The organism is Microbulbifer zhoushanensis (assembly GCF_021729055.1).
In the GTDB taxonomy this organism is placed as follows: domain Bacteria; phylum Pseudomonadota; class Gammaproteobacteria; order Pseudomonadales; family Cellvibrionaceae; genus Microbulbifer; species Microbulbifer zhoushanensis.
In genome coordinates this window covers 1-16,108 of sequence record NZ_JAJSAO010000008.1, presented here as the reverse complement: position 1 = coordinate 16,108, position 16,108 = coordinate 1, and the positions used below count along the sequence as shown (strand labels likewise).

The 16,108-nt window shown below is 62.2% G+C and carries 14 protein-coding genes, 1 tRNA gene and 1 pseudogene; 12 read left to right on the top strand and 4 right to left on the bottom strand.

The features are described from left to right. Positions 1–21: 21 nt before the first annotated feature. The 4 genes and pseudogenes from LVD10_RS18065 to mutS all read right to left on the bottom strand — a co-directional run. Positions 22–336: pseudogene (locus LVD10_RS18065) on the bottom strand (InlB B-repeat-containing protein); the annotation flags it as partial. Positions 337–749: 413 nt separating this feature from the next. Then, complete coding sequence (locus LVD10_RS16025) at positions 750–917, bottom strand: DUF1328 family protein (RefSeq protein ID WP_233005713.1); 168 nt, start codon at positions 915–917, stop codon at positions 750–752. Positions 918–1,180: 263 nt separating this feature from the next. Then, positions 1,181–1,504, bottom strand: a complete 324-nt coding sequence (gene fdxA, locus LVD10_RS16020; protein ID WP_233005712.1) for a ferredoxin FdxA — start codon at positions 1,502–1,504, stop codon at positions 1,181–1,183. A 123-nt stretch (positions 1,505–1,627) separates the two neighbouring features. Then, positions 1,628–4,270, bottom strand: a complete 2,643-nt coding sequence (mutS, locus tag LVD10_RS16015) for a DNA mismatch repair protein MutS (protein WP_237064268.1) — start codon at positions 4,268–4,270, stop codon at positions 1,628–1,630. Between the two features lie 91 nt (positions 4,271–4,361). On the opposite strand from mutS, the gene LVD10_RS16010 reads away from it, so the two are divergent. From LVD10_RS16010 to LVD10_RS15955, 12 genes are all read left to right on the top strand, one after another. After that, the gene (locus LVD10_RS16010) at positions 4,362–4,871 is read left to right on the top strand and encodes a CinA family protein (protein ID WP_237064266.1); all 510 of its coding nucleotides are present in this window, start codon (positions 4,362–4,364) and stop codon (positions 4,869–4,871) included. A 75-nt stretch (positions 4,872–4,946) separates the two neighbouring features. Continuing rightward, positions 4,947–5,981: a recombinase RecA gene (gene recA, locus LVD10_RS16005; RefSeq protein ID WP_233005709.1), complete on the top strand. Its 1,035-nt coding sequence runs from the start codon at positions 4,947–4,949 to the stop codon at positions 5,979–5,981. Positions 5,982–6,024: 43 nt separating this feature from the next. Then, positions 6,025–6,504 (top strand): regulatory protein RecX, encoded by a 480-nt coding sequence (locus LVD10_RS16000; protein WP_233005708.1) that lies wholly within the window; start codon positions 6,025–6,027, stop codon positions 6,502–6,504. 40 nt (positions 6,505–6,544) lie between these two features. Beyond that, complete coding sequence (glpK, locus tag LVD10_RS15995) at positions 6,545–8,023, top strand: glycerol kinase GlpK (protein WP_237064264.1); 1,479 nt, start codon at positions 6,545–6,547, stop codon at positions 8,021–8,023. Between the two features lie 99 nt (positions 8,024–8,122). Further along, entirely contained in the window at positions 8,123–9,142 is a 1,020-nt protein-coding gene (locus tag LVD10_RS15990; protein WP_237064262.1) for a class I fructose-bisphosphate aldolase, read from the top strand. A 145-nt stretch (positions 9,143–9,287) separates the two neighbouring features. Further along, positions 9,288–10,127, top strand: a complete 840-nt coding sequence (locus LVD10_RS15985; protein ID WP_237064260.1) for an alpha/beta hydrolase — start codon at positions 9,288–9,290, stop codon at positions 10,125–10,127. A gap of 113 nt (positions 10,128–10,240) precedes the next feature. Further along, the gene (locus LVD10_RS15980; protein ID WP_233005704.1) at positions 10,241–10,426 is read left to right on the top strand and encodes a Trm112 family protein; all 186 of its coding nucleotides are present in this window, start codon (positions 10,241–10,243) and stop codon (positions 10,424–10,426) included. Between the two features lie 3 nt (positions 10,427–10,429). Further along, positions 10,430–10,789 carry a histidine triad nucleotide-binding protein gene (locus LVD10_RS15975; RefSeq protein ID WP_233005703.1) on the top strand — a complete coding sequence of 120 codons (360 nt, stop codon included), beginning with the start codon at positions 10,430–10,432 and terminating at the stop codon, positions 10,787–10,789. A gap of 59 nt (positions 10,790–10,848) precedes the next feature. Further along, positions 10,849–13,464 carry an alanine--tRNA ligase gene (alaS, locus tag LVD10_RS15970; protein ID WP_233005702.1) on the top strand — a complete coding sequence of 872 codons (2,616 nt, stop codon included), beginning with the start codon at positions 10,849–10,851 and terminating at the stop codon, positions 13,462–13,464. A 149-nt stretch (positions 13,465–13,613) separates the two neighbouring features. Further along, on the top strand, positions 13,614–14,852 hold the full coding sequence (locus tag LVD10_RS15965; RefSeq protein ID WP_233005701.1) for an aspartate kinase: 1,239 nt from the start codon (positions 13,614–13,616) through the stop codon (positions 14,850–14,852). A gap of 218 nt (positions 14,853–15,070) precedes the next feature. After that, positions 15,071–15,265, top strand: coding sequence for a carbon storage regulator CsrA (csrA, locus tag LVD10_RS15960; RefSeq protein WP_091516387.1), 195 nt, complete (start codon positions 15,071–15,073; stop codon positions 15,263–15,265). A gap of 293 nt (positions 15,266–15,558) precedes the next feature. Further along, a tRNA-Ser gene (locus tag LVD10_RS15955) sits at positions 15,559–15,648 on the top strand. Positions 15,649–16,108: the final 460 nt, after the last annotated feature.

Here is a 16,108-nt window from a genome sequence, read left to right as displayed (position 1 = left end):
ACCGGAGAAGCTGAATTCGGCATTGACTTGGCAAGCACTGGTGATAGGGCCGGTTGTATAAGCCAAGCCATCCAGGCTGCCACCGCAGCCCGTGACAGAGCTGACTTCATAGCCAGTGTCCGGTTGCAGTGTAAAGGTTGTGGTTGCTCCAGTATCAACTTCGACGCTTGCAGGAGAGATACTTCCCCCCGTGCCGGCCTGCGCGGTTACCGTGTACTGCGTTGGGGTCTGGTCCGGCGGGTTGTCAGTCGATCCTCCCCCTCCACCGCCGCCCCCGCCGCAGGCTGAGACTGTAAAAGTAAATACGGAACAGCTTAGCCACTTTTTCCAGTTCATAGGTTTTGTCACTCTTTTTGTTGTGCTTGTGCCCGGGTATTTATCATTTCTGTAAATGTTTTGGTAGTACCAGATAGCCTAATTGCATGGCCCAGCCCCTGATCCCGATAGCTGGCTAGTCCGTGAGCGGAGCGGGTGGATCCCAGTCACTGCCACGGATAAATGGGCACTATCCCCGTGCCCGGGGTTTGCTTGTGAACGGGTGCATTCTTTGTTGCGGATCGGTTCAATTTTTGATCGGGCGCAGTTGGCAAAATGGATTTGGCAATGTGCCATGGAGGCATGTGGCAGGGGCGCGTGGAAGAGTATCCGGAGGATGGGAAGTTTATTTTTTTGACAAGGATTTTTCGGCGATATGGTCGAGTGAAACCCGGAAGTGTGGAGGGCCTGGGCTGGCCCTCCAGAACGCTCTATTACTTGGGGGGTCTCTTGCGGCCGAAGATCAGTGCCAGCACGAACAGCACCAGGAAGATAAAGAACAGGACCTTCGCCGCATCTGCAGCGACACCGGCCACGCCGCCGAATCCGAAGAAGGCGGCAATGATCGCAATCACGAAAAAAATAATTGCCCATCGCAACATAGTCAGTCTCCTCTGATACCGGGAGAAAATAAGCCAAGTGCACTGAGCCGGCCGCTGTCGATTGGGCACAGGCCATCGCGGATGGCTCATGGACAACAGTTATAGGCCCAGAATCGGGCGCTCACCAGCAATTTTGTTCCCGCCGGTGAAATTCAGGGGGGATAGGGTGGCGGATCAGGGGAGAGATAGGATGGCGGAAACAGAAACGGGCCGCCCCGGGCGACCCGTTTCACAATAAGGTGCTGTCTGCCTGAAAGGGGGAGTTAGCGCTCCAGGTGCTCAAGCTTGCCTTTCTTGCCGTCCCACTCTGCAGCATCAGGGAGAGGGTCCTTTTTCTCGGTGATGTTGGGCCATACCTCGGACAGTTCCGCGTTCAGCTCGATGAACTCCTGCTGGTCATCCGGCACCTCGTCCTCGGAGAAGATGGCGTTGGCCGGGCACTCCGGCTCGCACAGTGCGCAGTCAATACATTCGTCCGGGTGGATTACCAGGAAGTTGGGGCCTTCATAGAAGCAGTCCACCGGGCAGACTTCCACACAGTCGGTGTATTTGCACTTGATGCAGTTTTCCCCAATTACGAATGTCATGCTTGTCCCTCGATGATGCGTCAGTCTCCGGGAGCGCCAGCCCCGGGGTATTTCTGTGAGTTGCGGATTTTAGCAACAACTGGCGCGAATTATAGTGGCTTTTCAGTCGAATTGGTTGGGTGCTTATAACAAATTGCGCAGGGCGTATAGCTGTTCCAGTGCCTGGCGCGGAGTCATTTCATCCGGGTCCAGTTCCGCCAGGGCGTCCACTGCCGGGTGGCTGGGGGCGCCGAACAGCTCCGCCTGCAGCGGTGATGCCGCCTCCGGGGATACCGCCTCCGGGGATAACGCCTCCGGGGATAACGCTTCCGGGCCACCGGTCGCCGCTTCGGCTCCTGCCAGCTCTGGGCGCTCGCCGGATTCCAGCGCCTGCAGCCGCTGCCGCGCCTCCACCAGAACCTCTCCCGGGATACCCGCCAGTTTTGCCACCTGCAGGCCGTAGCTCTTGGATGCCGGCCCCTCCTGGATGCGGTGCAGGAAGACGATGCTGTCACCGTGCTCGGTGGCATTCAGGTGGATATTGGCCGCCTCGGGGCAGCGCGCGGGCAGGTCCGTCAGCTCGAAGTAGTGGGTGGCGAACAGGGTGAAGGCACGCACCCGGTCGGCCAGGAAGTGGGCGCAGGCCCAGGCCAGGGACAGGCCATCGTAGGTACTGGTGCCGCGGCCGATCTCGTCCATCAGCACCAGGCTGTTCTCGCTGGCATTGCGCAGGATGTTGGCGGTTTCGGTCATCTCCACCATAAAGGTAGAGCGGCCCCCGGCCAGGTCGTCGGCACTGCCGATGCGGGTAAAGATGCGGTCCAGCATGCCGATACGGGCGGAATCCGCCGGTACGAAACTGCCGCAGTGGGCCAGCAGGGCGATCAGCGCGGTCTGGCGCATGTAGGTGGACTTACCGCCCATGTTGGGTCCGGTAATTACCAGCATGCGGCGGTCGTCGCGCAGGTCGATATCGTTGGCCACGAAGGGCTCGTCCAGCACCTGCTCTACCACCGGGTGGCGGCCGGCACTGATATCCAGGCCCGGCTCGGCGCCGAGGGCAGGGCGGCACAGGCGCAGGTTGTCGGCACGCTCTGCCAGGCAGGCCAGCACGTCCAGTTGCGACACGCCGGCTGCTGCGGCCTGCAGTTCGGCCAGTGATTCGTTGAGCTTGACGATCAGCTCCTCGTACAGTGCTTTTTCCCTGGCCAGGGCGCGGCTCTTGGCCGACAGGGCCTTGTCCTCGAACTCCTTCAGCTCGGGCGTGATAAAGCGCTCGGCATTCTTGAGAGTCTGGCGGCGGATATATTCGGCCGGCGCCTTGTCGCTCTGGCCGCGGCTGATCTCGATAAAGTAACCGTGCACCCGGTTGTAGCCGACCTTGAGGGTGGGAATCCCGGTGCGCTCTTTTTCCCGCTGTTCCAGCTGCACCAGGAAGTCGCCGGCGTTTTCACTGATAGCGCGTAACTCGTCCAGCTCGCTGTCGTAGCCTTCGGCAATCACGCCGCCATCGCGGATCACCACCGGCGGGTTCTCGACGATGGCCCGCTCCAGCAATGTCACGGTCTCCGGCCATTCGCCGATCTCGCGTCCCAGTTCGCGCAACAGTGCCGTGTCCATCTCTGCCAGCTGACGCTGGATTTCCGGGAACTGCGCCAGTGACTGCCCCAGCCGCGCCAGGTCGCGCGGGCGTGCAGAGCGCAGGGCCAGGCGGCCCAGGATGCGTTCCATATCCCCCACGGGCTTGAGGGCGTCCCGCAGGGGTTCGAAGCCATAGCTGTCCAGCATGGCGCCGATAGCATCCTGTCGGTTGTTCAGGGTGGTCAGCTGGCGCAGGGGATTGTTCAGCCAGCGTCGCAGCAGGCGGCTGCCCATGGCGGTCTTGCAGGTATCGAACACTGACAGCAGGGTATTGTCGTCGCCGCCGGAAAGGTTCAGGTCGATTTCCAGGTTGCGTCGGCTGGCGCCGTCCAGCGCCACTGTGTCATCGCTGGTCTCGGTCTGCAGGCTGCGGATATGCGGTAGCTCGGTGCGCTGGGTGTCCCGGGCATATTGCAGCAGGCAGCCGGCGGCAGTCACCGCGGCGAGCATGTGGCTGCAGCCAAATGCCTCCAGGTCCATGGTGCCGAACTGGTTGTTGAGGAGGCGCAGCGCGCTCTCGTGATCGAACTCCCACGGGGCGCGCCGGCGCAGGCCCGGCAGGCGCGCGACCTCAGCCGGCAGGGTGACATCTTCCGGGGCCAGCAGCTCTGCCGGGGCGTGTCGCTGTACCTGCTCGGCCAGGGTCTCGACAGTTTCCACTTCCTGCACCACGAATCGGCCGGTTGCCAGGTCCAGCAGGGCCAGGCCGTAGCTGTCACCCAGGTGCGCCAGGGCGCCCAGCAGGTTATCGCGACGCTCGTTCAGCAGTGCCTCATCGGTTACTGTGCCCGGGGTGACGATCCGCACCACCTTGCGCTCAACCGGCCCCTTGCTGGTGGCGGGGTCGCCGATCTGCTCGCAGATGGCTACCGATACCCCGGCCTTGATCAGGCGTGCCAGGTAGCCCTCTGCCGCATGGTAGGGGATGCCAGCCATGGGAATGGGCTCGCCCCCGGACTTGCCGCGGGCAGTCAACGTGACATCCAGCAGCTCTGCGGCCTTCCTGGCATCGTCGTAGAACAGCTCGTAGAAATCTCCCATACGGTAGAACACCAGTTCCTGGGGGTGTTCGGCCTTGATGCGCAGGTACTGCTGCATCATCGGGGTATGCTTGGCGTTGTTCGTGGCAGTCGCGGCTTGCGGCATGGGGCGTACTTCTTGTCCGTTATGAGGTGGATTTTGCCGGGGTCCGGGGGAAGGCGGTATTCTACCGATTCGGATAGCAAGGAATAAACAGATGACGGATATTTCGGGGCTTGCTCGGGAGCTTGGTGAAGAATTGCACAAGCGGGACTGGAAGGTAACTGCGGCAGAGTCGTGCACCGGTGGTGCAATCGCCGCCGCAATCACCTCGGTGCCGGGCGCCTCAGACTGGTTCGAGGGCTCGGTGGTCAGCTACGCCAACTGGGTCAAGCGCGAGCTGATCGCGGTCTCCGGGGATGACCTGGAGGAGCTGGGCGCGGTCAGTGAAGAGGTGGCCCGGCAGATGGCCTCCGGCGTGCTGGGCCTGATGGATGCCAATGTCGCCGTTGCGGTCAGCGGGATCGCGGGGCCGGACGGTGGCACTGAGGAAAAGCCAGTGGGCACGGTGTGGATCGCGCTGGCCCATTCCGAGGGGCAGGAGCCGGTTACCATTGATGCCAGCTGCTTCCATTTCGAGGGGGACCGCGCGGCGGTGCAGGAGCAGACCGTGGCCGAGGCGCTGCGGGAACTACTGGCGCTCGTGCGCGAGCACCCGGAAGATTGATTACTGGTTGCTTATACAGTAATCCTTCGTTAAGCTTGCCCCCAATCAACAACGCTTAAGTACATGGGAAAGGTCATGGATTCCAATAAAGACAAGGCATTGCAGGCGGCGCTGTCTCAGATCGAGCGCCAGTTCGGCAAGGGTACCGTTATGCGTATGGGGGACAAGGAGCGTGTGCAGATTCCCGCGATCTCCACCGGTTCCCTGGGCCTGGACGTGGCCCTCGGCATTGGCGGCCTGCCCCGCGGCCGTATCGTGGAAATCTACGGCCCGGAGTCTTCCGGTAAGACCACCCTGACCCTGCAGGTCATCGCCGAGGCACAGCGCAAAGGCGGCACCTGTGCGTTCGTGGACGCCGAGCACGCGCTGGACCCCATCTACGCCGAGAAGCTGGGCGTGAACGTCGACGAGCTGATCGTCTCCCAGCCGGACACCGGTGAGCAGGCCCTGGAAGTGGCCGACATGCTGGTGCGCTCCGGGGCGGTGGATGTCCTGATCGTCGACTCGGTAGCGGCCCTGACCCCGCGCGCCGAGATCGAGGGCGAGATGGGCGATTCCCACGTGGGCCTGCAGGCACGCCTGATGTCCCAGGCCCTGCGCAAGCTGACCGGTAACATCAAGAACACCAACACCCTGTGCGTGTTCATTAACCAGATCCGCATGAAGATCGGTGTGATGTTCGGCTCCCCCGAGACCACCACCGGTGGTAACGCGCTCAAGTTCTACTCCTCGGTACGCCTGGATATTCGCCGCATCGGCTCGGTGAAAGAGGGCGATGAGGTGGTCGGCAACGAGACCCGGGTGAAGGTGGTGAAAAACAAGGTGGCGCCGCCGTTCAAGCAGACCGAGTTCCAGATCATGTACGGCCAGGGTATCAACCTGCTTGGCGAGATCATCGACTACGGCGTCAAGCATGGGCTGGTGGACAAGGCCGGTGCCTGGTACAGCTACAAGGGTGACAAGATCGGCCAGGGCAAGGCCAACGCGGTCAAGTTCCTGAAGGAAAACCAGGGTATCCGCGATGAGATCGAGGGCCAGCTGCGCGCCCAGCTGCTGGGTGACCTGGTTCCCGCACAGCCGGAAGAGGCGGTGGAGTCCCCGGAAGAGTAATTCCGGGGAGCAGGGAGAGTAATCAGGACGGCCCCCTTTACCCGTGTTTTCCCAGCAAGACCCCGCTCAGGCGCTGTTCGGCGCGGCGCTTGAGATGCTGTCGCGCCGCGAGCACTCCTGCCAGGAATTACGGCAGAAGCTGGCGGCCCGCTTCCCCGATGCCGATTTCGACGCGCTGTTCCAGCGCCTTCATGAACTTAACTACCAGTCCGACCAGCGCTTCGCCGAAGTGTTTGCCCGTTCGCGTGTGCAGCGCGGCCAGGGGCCCTTGCGGATCCGTCGCGAGCTCCAGCAGCGCGGTGTGGACGCCTCTTATATTGAGGCTGCCATTGAGCAGCTCGAGGTGGACTGGTTCCAGTTGGCGGAGGAGACGCTGCAGCGCAAATTCCGCCAGCCCATCGACGATGCACAGCCCCGGGAACACCAACTGAAAGAGCGCGCACGGCGTCAGCGCTACCTTGCCTACCGGGGCTTCCCTGCGGATGCGATCCAGTGTGCACTGGAGGCAGAACTTTTCCCCTGAGGCTGTATACTCGGGGAAAAGATAAGAGCAAGGAGCCCCCATGATTCTTTCTGTTGATCAGGGCACCACCGGAACCACCGCCTTTGTCTTCGATTCCCACGGCCGCCTCCTGGGTCGCAGCTATTCCGAATTCCCGCAGTATTACCCCAAGCCCGGCTGGGTAGAGCATGATGCCAATGAAATCTGGCAGGTGACTCTGCGTGTCTGTGCCGCAGCAGTGGAGCGCGCAGGCATCGAGGTGGGCGAGTTGTCCGCGATCGGTATCACCAACCAGCGGGAAACCACGGTGCTCTGGGACCGCGAGACCGGCGAGCCGGTCTGCCGGGCGATTGTCTGGCAGTGCCGGCGGTCGGCCGAACTGTGCCGGGAACTGGAGCGTGCCGGGAAAGCCGAGTGGCTTCTCGAGCGTACCGGCCTGGTACTGGATGCCTACTTTTCCGCCAGCAAGTTACAGTGGCTGTTTGGCGAGCGCCCTGAGTTGCTGGAGCGCGCGCGTGCCGGGGAGCTGGCGTTCGGCACCATCGACAGCTGGTTGATCTGGAAGATGAGTGGCGGCCGAGCCCACCTGACCGACCATACGAACGCCAGCCGGACGCTGCTTTACAACCTGGAGCGGCGCGACTGGGATCCGGAGCTAATGGACCTGTTTGGTTGCCCGACAGGGATCCTGCCGGATATCCGCCCCTCCGCCGGGCTGTTTACCACCACCGACCCCGGGGCATTCCTGGGGGCTGAGGTGCCCATCTGCGGCGTGGCCGGCGACCAGCAGGCCTCCCTCTTTGGCCACGGCTGCACATCCCCCGGCACCATCAAGAACACCTACGGCACGGGCTGTTTCATGCTGGCTTACGCCGGTGACGAGCGCCCCGAGGCGCCGACCGGACTGCTCACCACCATCGCCTGTGACGCGACGGGGGCCCCCGCCTACGCGCTGGAGGGCGCCGTGTTCAATGCGGGTTCTGCGGTGCAATGGCTCCGCGACGATATGGGCCTGATCCAGCAGGCCGGGGAGACTGAAACCATCGCCAGGGGGGTGCCGGATACCAAGGGTGTATACCTGGTGCCGGCATTCAGCGGCCTGGGCGCCCCGCACTGGGACCCGGGCGCCCGCGGCACCATCTGTGGCCTGAGCCGGGGCTCCGGCAAGGCAGAACTGGTGCGTGCAACCCTGGAGTCCATCGCCTACCAGAGCGAGGAGCTGGCCCAGTTGATGGCCGGGTCCCTCGGTGTCGACACCACGCACCTGCGTGTCGACGGCGGGGCCAGTGCCAATGACTTCCTGATGCAATTCCAGTCGGATATCTCCGCAACACGGGTGGAGCGCCCGCGCCAGATCGAGTCCACGGCGGTGGGTGCGGCACTACTGGCGGGTATCGGCGCCGGCATATGGCCCGCGGGACAGCTTCCGGATTGCCTGCTGGAGATCGAGCGGGACTTCGTGCCGCGCATGCCGGAACAGCGGCGGCGGGAGCTCCTGGAGGGCTGGCGCCGGGCAGTAGCGGCGTGCCGTGCTTTCTGAGCCGGCGCTACGCCAGGAGAACCGCTAGTCGCGGCCAGTGGCCGCGATGAGTGTGAAAGTGCCTATCCTCAAGTCAGGAGTTGATGAGAGGTGATCAGCGTGAATATCAGTGATGAACTGCAGGCCACGATCGGCGACATGGTGGACGGCCGCCGCGGCATTCTTGCTGCGGACGAGAGCAGTGGCACCATCGCCAAGCGCTTCGCTTCCGTGGGGGTTGAATCCACGGAAGAGCACCGGCGCTTCTACCGCTCAATGCTGCTGGGTACAGAGGGGCTGGGTGACTATGTCAGCGGGGTTATCCTGTTCGAGGAGACTCTTGGCCAGAAAGATGACGGGGGCCGGCCCCTGCCAGAGGTGGCCTGGGGCCAGGGCATCGTGCCCGGCATAAAGGTCGACAAGGGCAAGGGCCCGCTACCGGGTGCACCGGGTGACATGATTACGTTCGGTCTCGACGGCCTGGAGGAGCGATTGCAGGGCTACCGCGAGCAGGGGGCCCGCTTTGCCAAGTGGCGCGAGGTCTACCCGGTAAGCCCCTGTAACCCGACGCAACTGGGCCTGGCAGCCAATGCCGAGATGCTCGCCCGTTATGCCGCCGTGTGCCAGTCCTGCGGGATGGTACCCATCGTCGAGCCGGAGGTGCTGATGGACGGCGATCACAGTATCGAGCGCAGTGCCGAGGTCAATGAGGTGGTATGGCACGAGGTATTCCACGCACTGCACCGGCATGGCGTGGTGCTGGAGTTGATGATCCTCAAGCCAAGTATGGTCACACCCGGCAAGGAGTGCGCCAAGGCGCCGCCCGAACAGGTGGCCGAGTACACCATGCGCAGCCTGCGTCGCGGAGTGCCTGCGGCGGTGCCCAGCATCAATTTCCTGTCCGGGGGGCAGGGGCCGGAAGAGGCCACGGCGAACCTGAATGCGCTGAACCAGCTGTGGCACGCGCCGTGGCAGTTGAGCTTTTCATACGGGCGCGCCCTGCAGGAACCGGCACTCAAGGCCTGGGAAGGTAAGAGTGGCAATGCCGGCCGCGCCCGGGCCGCCCTGCACAAGCGGGCGCGGCTGAATCACCTGGCCATGCTCGGCGAGTACGAAGAATCGATGGAAAAGGAATCGTAGAGATACGGCTTTCCGGGGTGCGGCTATCCGGGTTACGGCTTAGCGGGATACGGTCGCCAGGCCCGGCAGCTCAGCACCGGGCCCGCACCACAATCAGCACAAAAACAGTACGACACAATAAAAATAACGTAGCGAGGAGAGAGTGATGCAATTCATGTCACATGGAGACCAGCTGCATTTCCGGCGCTGGTGGGTAGAGGGAGCGCTCGGCGTCGTGGTGATCTCCCACGGGCTGGGTGAGCACAGTGGCCGTTATCGGCGCCTGGCGCGCGTTCTCAATAGCGCGGGTTACAGTGTCTATGCCCCGGATCACTACGGTCACGGCCTCTCGGCCGGGCGGCGCGGCCACATTGATGATTTTGCCCGCTACAGTGAACACCTGCATGACTTCATCCGCATTGTACGGCGGGATAACCCCGGGCGGCCCCTGCACCTGCTGGGGCATAGCATGGGCGGTGTCATCGCCTGTGGTTGCGTTGTGCGCTTCGGTGGGGTCGACAGCCTGGTGCTCTCCGCGCCAGGATTCCGGGGCCGTAATGAGCCGGGCGCGCTGGAGCGGCCGCTGATCAGCCTGTTGTCGGGGCTGGTGCCAAAGTTGTCCCTTTCCAACCGCCTGGATCCACAGGACCTGACCCACGACCAGGCCGTGGTAGATGATTACCTGGCCGACGACCTGGTCCACGACCGGGTTTCCATGCGTTGGTTCGCCAGCTTCCTGCGGGAGCGCGAGTTCCTCCATGCCAATCTCGACAGGATCACCGTTCCCTCCCTGTTGCTGCTGCCGCGGAGTGACCGCATGGTGGACAGTGACACCAGCCTGGCCTGGTTTGAGTGCTTCGGGAGTGAAGAGCGGCAGGTGAAGCTGTTCCCCGATGCCTTCCATGAGGTTTTCAATGAGCCGGAAGACGGGCCCCGGGCAGTGGAATTGCTGCTGGCACACCTGCGGGCCGGCCAGGAAGTGGGTGCCATTGAAGCCTCCGCCTGACCTGCCGGTGAACCGGGGCCGGTGAGCGGTCGCGGAGGCCGTGAAAATGCCCGTTAACCGTTGTACCATACGCGGTCGTTTTTGGCCCCGGGTGGGCCCTGAGGGTGTGGAACATGGATAAGAAACTACTGAGTCTGCTGGTTTGCCCGGTAAGCAAGGCGCCACTCGAGTATGACGAGGAACGGCAGGAACTGGTCTGCAAGGCCAGTGGCCTGGCCTACCCGGTACGTGACGGCATCCCGGTGATGCTGGAGTCCGAGGCGCGCCAGCTGACCGCCGAGGAAAAACTGGAAAAGTAGCCCATGAGTGAGCCCAGCGTCTTCAGCCGCATTCTTGCGGGCGAGATTCCGGTCGACAGGGTGTATGAGGACGAGCAGTGCATCGTTATCCGGGACCGTGCGCCCAAGGCGCCGACGCACCTGCTGATCATCCCGCGCAAACCGCTCGTCAATGTGTCGGACGCGACTCAGGAAGATCGCCTCCTGATGGGGCACCTGCTGTGGGTAGCCGGGGAGCTGGGCCGCAAGCTGGAGCTGGATGGATTCCGCCTTGTGGTCAATAACGGCCGCAGCGCCGGCCAGACCGTCTTTCACCTGCATATTCACCTGCTCGCCGACCGGGAAATGCGCGAGCAGGACCTGGCCGACGACCCGGGCAACTGAGTGGCCCCGTCGGTCTCACCGTTTAATCAACCTTTACCAACGAAGTGGAATTACGCTGGATGAAAAGCGCACAGATACGCGACGCCTTCCTGAATTATTTTGCCGAGCAGGGGCACACAGTGGTGCCCTCCAGTTCCCTGGTGCCGGGCAACGACCCGACCCTGATGTTCACCAATGCCGGTATGGTGCAGTTCAAGGACACTTTCCTGGGCCATGAGCCGCGCCCCTACAAGCGCGCGGTCAGCTCGCAGCGCTGTGTACGCGCCGGTGGCAAGCATAACGACCTGGAGAACGTCGGTTACACCGCCCGTCACCATACCTTCTTTGAGATGCTGGGCAACTTCAGTTTTGGCGACTACTTCAAGCGCGATGCCATCCGCTTCGCCTGGGACTTCCTGACCAAGGTGCTGGGCCTGCCGGAGGAGCGCCTGTGGGTCACCGTGCACATCAGTGATGACGAGGCCGCGGATATCTGGTTGAAGGAAATGGGGGTCAGCCCCGACCGCTTCTCCCGCCTCGACGAGGACAATTTCTGGCAGATGGGCGACACCGGCCCCTGTGGGCCCAGCTCTGAAATATTCTACGATCACGGTGCGGATGTGCCCGGTGGCCCACCCGGATCGGACAACGATGACCTGGATCGCTACATCGAGATCTGGAACCTGGTGTTCATGCAGTTCGAACGCTCTGCCGATGGCGAGCTGCACCCGCTGCCCAAGCCCTCAGTGGATACCGGCATGGGCCTCGAGCGTATTGCTGCAGTGATGCAGGACGTGCATTCCAATTACGAGATCGACCTGTTCCAGGCGCTGCTGAAAGCCGCCGCGGAGATTGTCGGCTGCAGTGACCTGGAGGAAAAATCCCTGCGGGTGATTGCGGACCATATCCGTTCCTGCTCTTTCCTGATCGCCGACGGGGTATTGCCCTCCAATGAGGGGCGGGGATATGTGCTGCGCCGGATCATCCGCCGCGCAGTCCGCCACGGCCACAAGCTGGGCCAGGAAGACATTTTCTTCTACCGGCTGGTGAACGCCCTGGCGGAACAGATGGGTGACGCCTACCCGGAGCTGCGTGACAAGCAGCAGCTGATCGAGGACACCCTGCGCAAGGAAGAGGAGCAGTTTGCCAAGACCCTGGATAAGGGCATGTCAGTGCTGGACGAGGCACTGTCCGGCCTGGAGGGGACTGAAATCCCCGGTGAGCTGGTATTCACCCTCTACGATACTTACGGCTTCCCGGTGGACCTGACCCAGGATATTGCCCGGGAGCGTGACCTGACCCTGGACATGGCTGGCTATGAGGCATCCATGGAAGCCCAGCGCGAGCGCGCCCGGGCGGCGGGCAAGTTCAAGCATGATTACACTGCGACCCTCGACCTGGAAGGCAGCACTGAATTCCTTGGCTACGATGCCACCAGTGCCCGCGGCAAGGTAGTGGCCATCGTCAATGAAGGCGGTGAGCAGGTTGATACCCTGGTGGAGGGCCAGGAGGGGGCTGTGGTCCTGGATCGCACGCCTTTTTATGCCGAGTCCGGAGGCCAGGTGGGTGACTGTGGTTACCTGCAGGCCAGTGGTGGACGCTTCGAGGTGCGGGATTGCAGCAAGCAGGGTGGCCATCACCTGCATACCGGCAAGCTCCTGCAGGGCAGCCTGTCAGTAGGCGACGAGCTGGAGGCCGAGGTGTCCGCGGATGTGCGCCAGTCCACCGCGCTCAATCACTCCGCGACCCACCTGTTGCACGCTGCATTGCGCAAGGTGCTGGGTGAACATGTAACGCAGAAGGGCTCGCTGGTGGATTCAGAGCGCCTGCGCTTCGACTTTTCCCACCCTGAGGCTGTGACTGCCAAGCAGCTGCATGCCATTGAGTCGCTGGTGAATGCCCAGATCCGTGCCAATAGTGAGGTGCTGACCGAGGAAACGGATATCGAGAGCGCGAAGGAAAAGGGCGCCATGGCTCTGTTTGGCGAGAAATATGGCGACACCGTGCGGGTGCTCTCCATGGGCGAGATTGAGGGTGGCGGTGCCTTCTCTGTAGAGCTTTGCGGCGGTACCCATGTCCAGCGTACCGGGGACATCGGGCTCCTGCGTATCGTCGGGGAGAGCGGCATCGCCTCGGGCCAGCGACGTATCGAGGCGGTGACAGGCGCACACGCCCTGGCCCTGTTCGATGAGGCGCAGCAGCGCCTGGAGCACACGGCGGCGCTGTTGAAGACGCGCCCGGATATGCTGGCAGAGAAGGTCGAGCAGTTGCTGGCCAACAACCGCAAGCTGGAAAAGGAGCTGTCCCAGCTGAAGACGAAGCTCGCCAGTGGCGCAGGTGGAGACCTGTCCGCCGAGGCGGTGGAAGTGGCGGGCCACAAGCTGCTGGCGGCTTCCATTGAGGGCGCGGATCCCAAATCGCTGCGGGACCTCGCCGACCAGATGAAGAACAAGCTGGGTAGTGGCGTCGTATTGCTTGCCGCACCGGGTGAAGAGAAGGTGGCCCTGGTGGCTGCCGTGACGAAAGACCTGACCGGCCGGGTGGCTGCTGGAGACCTGATGCGCTTTGCCGCCGGCAAGCTGGGCGGCAAGGGCGGCGGTCGCCCGGATATGGCCCAGGGTGGCGGCACTGATGTAGCGGCGCTGCCGGGTATGCTTTCCGACGTGCGCAGCTGGGTCGAGGAGCAGCTCTCCTGAGAGTCCGATGGGCAAGAGCGGGCGCCGCGCAATAAATCGGTTGATTTTGCCGAAAATTAGTGATTTAGTGCGCGGCTCGCAAAAACTGGCAGTTACTGTGCCAATAAGCCTGGCCTGGTGACGCTGGCAGTAAGGAAACACAAAAATCCATGAGTTTGTTCGTGCAGAAATACGGTGGCACTTCGGTGGGCTCGATCGAGCGCATCGAAGCTGTCGCCGACAAGGTCGCCGCATTCCGGGCACAGGGCCACGAGATGGTGGTGGTGCTCTCGGCCATGAGTGGCGAAACCAATCGCCTGATTGACCTCGCCTACCAGGTGCAGGAGAAGCCGGATCCGCGGGAGCTCGATGTCCTGGTGTCCACCGGGGAGCAGGTCACTATCGCGCTCCTGAGTATGGCGCTGAAGAAACGTGGCTATGACGCCTGCTCCTATACCGGCGGCCAGGTGAAGATTCTTACTGACAACTCGCACACCAAGGCCCGGATCCAGCAGATCGATGTGGAGCGTATGCGCCGGGACCTGGATGCCGGTCGCGTGGTGGTGGTGGCAGGTTTCCAGGGTGTGGATGAAGAGGGCAATATCACCACGCTCGGGCGCGGTGGCTCAGACACTACAGGTGTGGCCCTGGCGGCGGCGCTGAATGCCACCGAGTGCCAGATCTATACCGACGTGGATGGGGTGTATACCACCGATCCCCGTGTAGTGGACAGTGCGCGGCGGCTCGATCGCATTACCTTCGAGGAAATGCTCGAGATGGCCAGCCTGGGCTCCAAGGTGCTGCAGATTCGCGCGGTCGAGTTTGCCGGCAAGTACAAGGTACCCCTGCGTGTCGTATCCACCTTCGAGGAAGGGGAGGGCACGCTGATCAGTCTGGATGAGGAAGACACCGAAATGGAACAACCCGTCGTTTCCGGCATCGCATTCAACCGCGACGAGGCAAAACTGACGATCCGCGGCGTGCCGGACACTCCCGGTGTGGCCTGCCGGATCCTGGCGCCGGTGGGCGCGGAGAACATCGAAGTGGACGTTATCGTGCAGAACATCAGCTCCATTGATGGCACGACAGACTTTACCTTCACCGTGCACCGTAACGACCTGGCCAAGGCCAAAGAGGTCCTGGAGAGGGTGGCTGGTGAACTGGGCGCCAGGGAAGTGGTTGCAGACGACAAAATCGCCAAGGTTTCGATTGTCGGTGTGGGCATGCGGTCCCATGCCAATGTGGCCAGCCGGATGTTCAGTGCGCTGGGCGAGGACAATATCAATATCCAGATGATTACCACGTCTGAGATCAAGATTTCCGTGATCATTGACGAGCGCTACCTGGAGCTTGCGGTGCGGGCCCTGCACAGCGAGTTTGAGCTGTCGGAGCCCCGTGCGGCAGGCTGAGTCTATAACCAGCTGTAAGGGGGCGGCTGACTTCTCATAGCAATTTCGTCATGTGGCGTAGAGTCCGACCCATTGAGAATTTGTTCTTGTGGTCAATACTGACAAGAGTGATGGGCAAAAACCTCCCAAAACATGCCGCCATCCGGTTATGATGACCGTGGGAAACTCGAATCATTTTGAGTTCTCCCAATCACAGGATGATCAAGGAGAAGTAGGTAATGCTGATTTTAACCCGCCGGATTGGCGAGACGCTGATGGTCGGTGACAACGTCACCGTGACCGTGCTCGGCGTAAAGGGAAACCAGGTGAGAATCGGTGTCAACGCGCCCAAAGAAGTAGCCGTGCACCGGGAAGAGATATACCAGCGGATCCAGAGGGAAAAGCAGTCGCCGGGTGATGCCGAGCAGGAGTAGCTCCTCCCGAGCAGAGAAGGGCCGGTTCGACCGGCCTTTTTTGTGCCCCCCGCTCCGGTGTTGCACCGGGAGCATTGCCAGTCTCCCGCCAGCCTGCCTGAATCGTCGCCGGCCTGCGCAGAATGTATACAGTCAGGCCGCTGGCGCTAAAAAAGTTATTGATTCCCCATTGATTTTTGCCCTCCCGTTGGTATGATGCCGACCTCTTTCGGGGGGTGCCCAACGGGTCGCCCGCCAGGATCCCGAAGCGGGATTCACCTGCAGCCGCGAGGCGGCAGAACAATCAGATTTACGGTGAGATGGCCGAGTGGCTGAAGGCGCGCCCCTGCTAAGGGCGTATGGGTTAACACTCATCGAGGGTTCGAATCCCTCTCTCACCGCCATATAGAAAACACCCTCTTCCGAGAGGGTGTTTTTTTTGCCCTGCAGCGCGGGGCCGGGAGGGCTCGCCCTCCCGATCGGCTTTGTCGGTATGGTCCAGGGGATTCCTGCAAAAACTACTTGCCGAGACGGAGCTGGCCGCTATAATGCGCGCCACTTCGAAAGGGCCAGGTGGTCCTTCAGGGTCGGGAAACGACGCCTTCGGGTATCGGTTTTCAGCCCTGAGAAAGCCTTCGAAAAAAGGCTTGCCAAGCACGAAGCGGTCGCTATAATGCGCGCCACTTCGGAAGGGCCGGGCGGTCCTTCAGGGTCGGGAAAAGACGCCTTCGGGTATCGTTTCCGGCGCTGAAAAAAGCCTTCAAAAAAGGCTTGCCAAGCACGAAGCGGTCGCTATAATGCGCGCCACTTCGGAAGGGCCAGGCGGTCCTTCAGGGTCGGGAAAAGACGCCTTCGGGCATCGGT

What these genes read in the sequence shown, in the direction of transcription:
- recA (WP_233005709.1), top strand. Translation starts at nt 4,947, where the DNA reads ATGGATTCCAATAAAGACAAGGCATTGCAGGCGGCGCTGTCTCAGATC.
- fdxA (WP_233005712.1), bottom strand. Translation starts at nt 1,504, where the DNA reads ATGACATTCGTAATTGGGGAAAACTGCATCAAGTGCAAATACACCGAC.
- LVD10_RS16025 (WP_233005713.1), bottom strand. Translation starts at nt 917, where the DNA reads ATGTTGCGATGGGCAATTATTTTTTTCGTGATTGCGATCATTGCCGCC.
- LVD10_RS15980 (WP_233005704.1), top strand. Translation starts at nt 10,241, where the DNA reads ATGGATAAGAAACTACTGAGTCTGCTGGTTTGCCCGGTAAGCAAGGCG.
- LVD10_RS15965 (WP_233005701.1), top strand. Translation starts at nt 13,614, where the DNA reads ATGAGTTTGTTCGTGCAGAAATACGGTGGCACTTCGGTGGGCTCGATC.
- LVD10_RS15975 (WP_233005703.1), top strand. Translation starts at nt 10,430, where the DNA reads ATGAGTGAGCCCAGCGTCTTCAGCCGCATTCTTGCGGGCGAGATTCCG.
- csrA (WP_091516387.1), top strand. Translation starts at nt 15,071, where the DNA reads ATGCTGATTTTAACCCGCCGGATTGGCGAGACGCTGATGGTCGGTGAC.
- mutS (WP_237064268.1), bottom strand. Translation starts at nt 4,270, where the DNA reads ATGCCGCAAGCCGCGACTGCCACGAACAACGCCAAGCATACCCCGATG.
- LVD10_RS16010 (WP_237064266.1), top strand. Translation starts at nt 4,362, where the DNA reads ATGACGGATATTTCGGGGCTTGCTCGGGAGCTTGGTGAAGAATTGCAC.
- LVD10_RS15985 (WP_237064260.1), top strand. Translation starts at nt 9,288, where the DNA reads ATGCAATTCATGTCACATGGAGACCAGCTGCATTTCCGGCGCTGGTGG.
- glpK (WP_237064264.1), top strand. Translation starts at nt 6,545, where the DNA reads ATGATTCTTTCTGTTGATCAGGGCACCACCGGAACCACCGCCTTTGTC.
- alaS (WP_233005702.1), top strand. Translation starts at nt 10,849, where the DNA reads ATGAAAAGCGCACAGATACGCGACGCCTTCCTGAATTATTTTGCCGAG.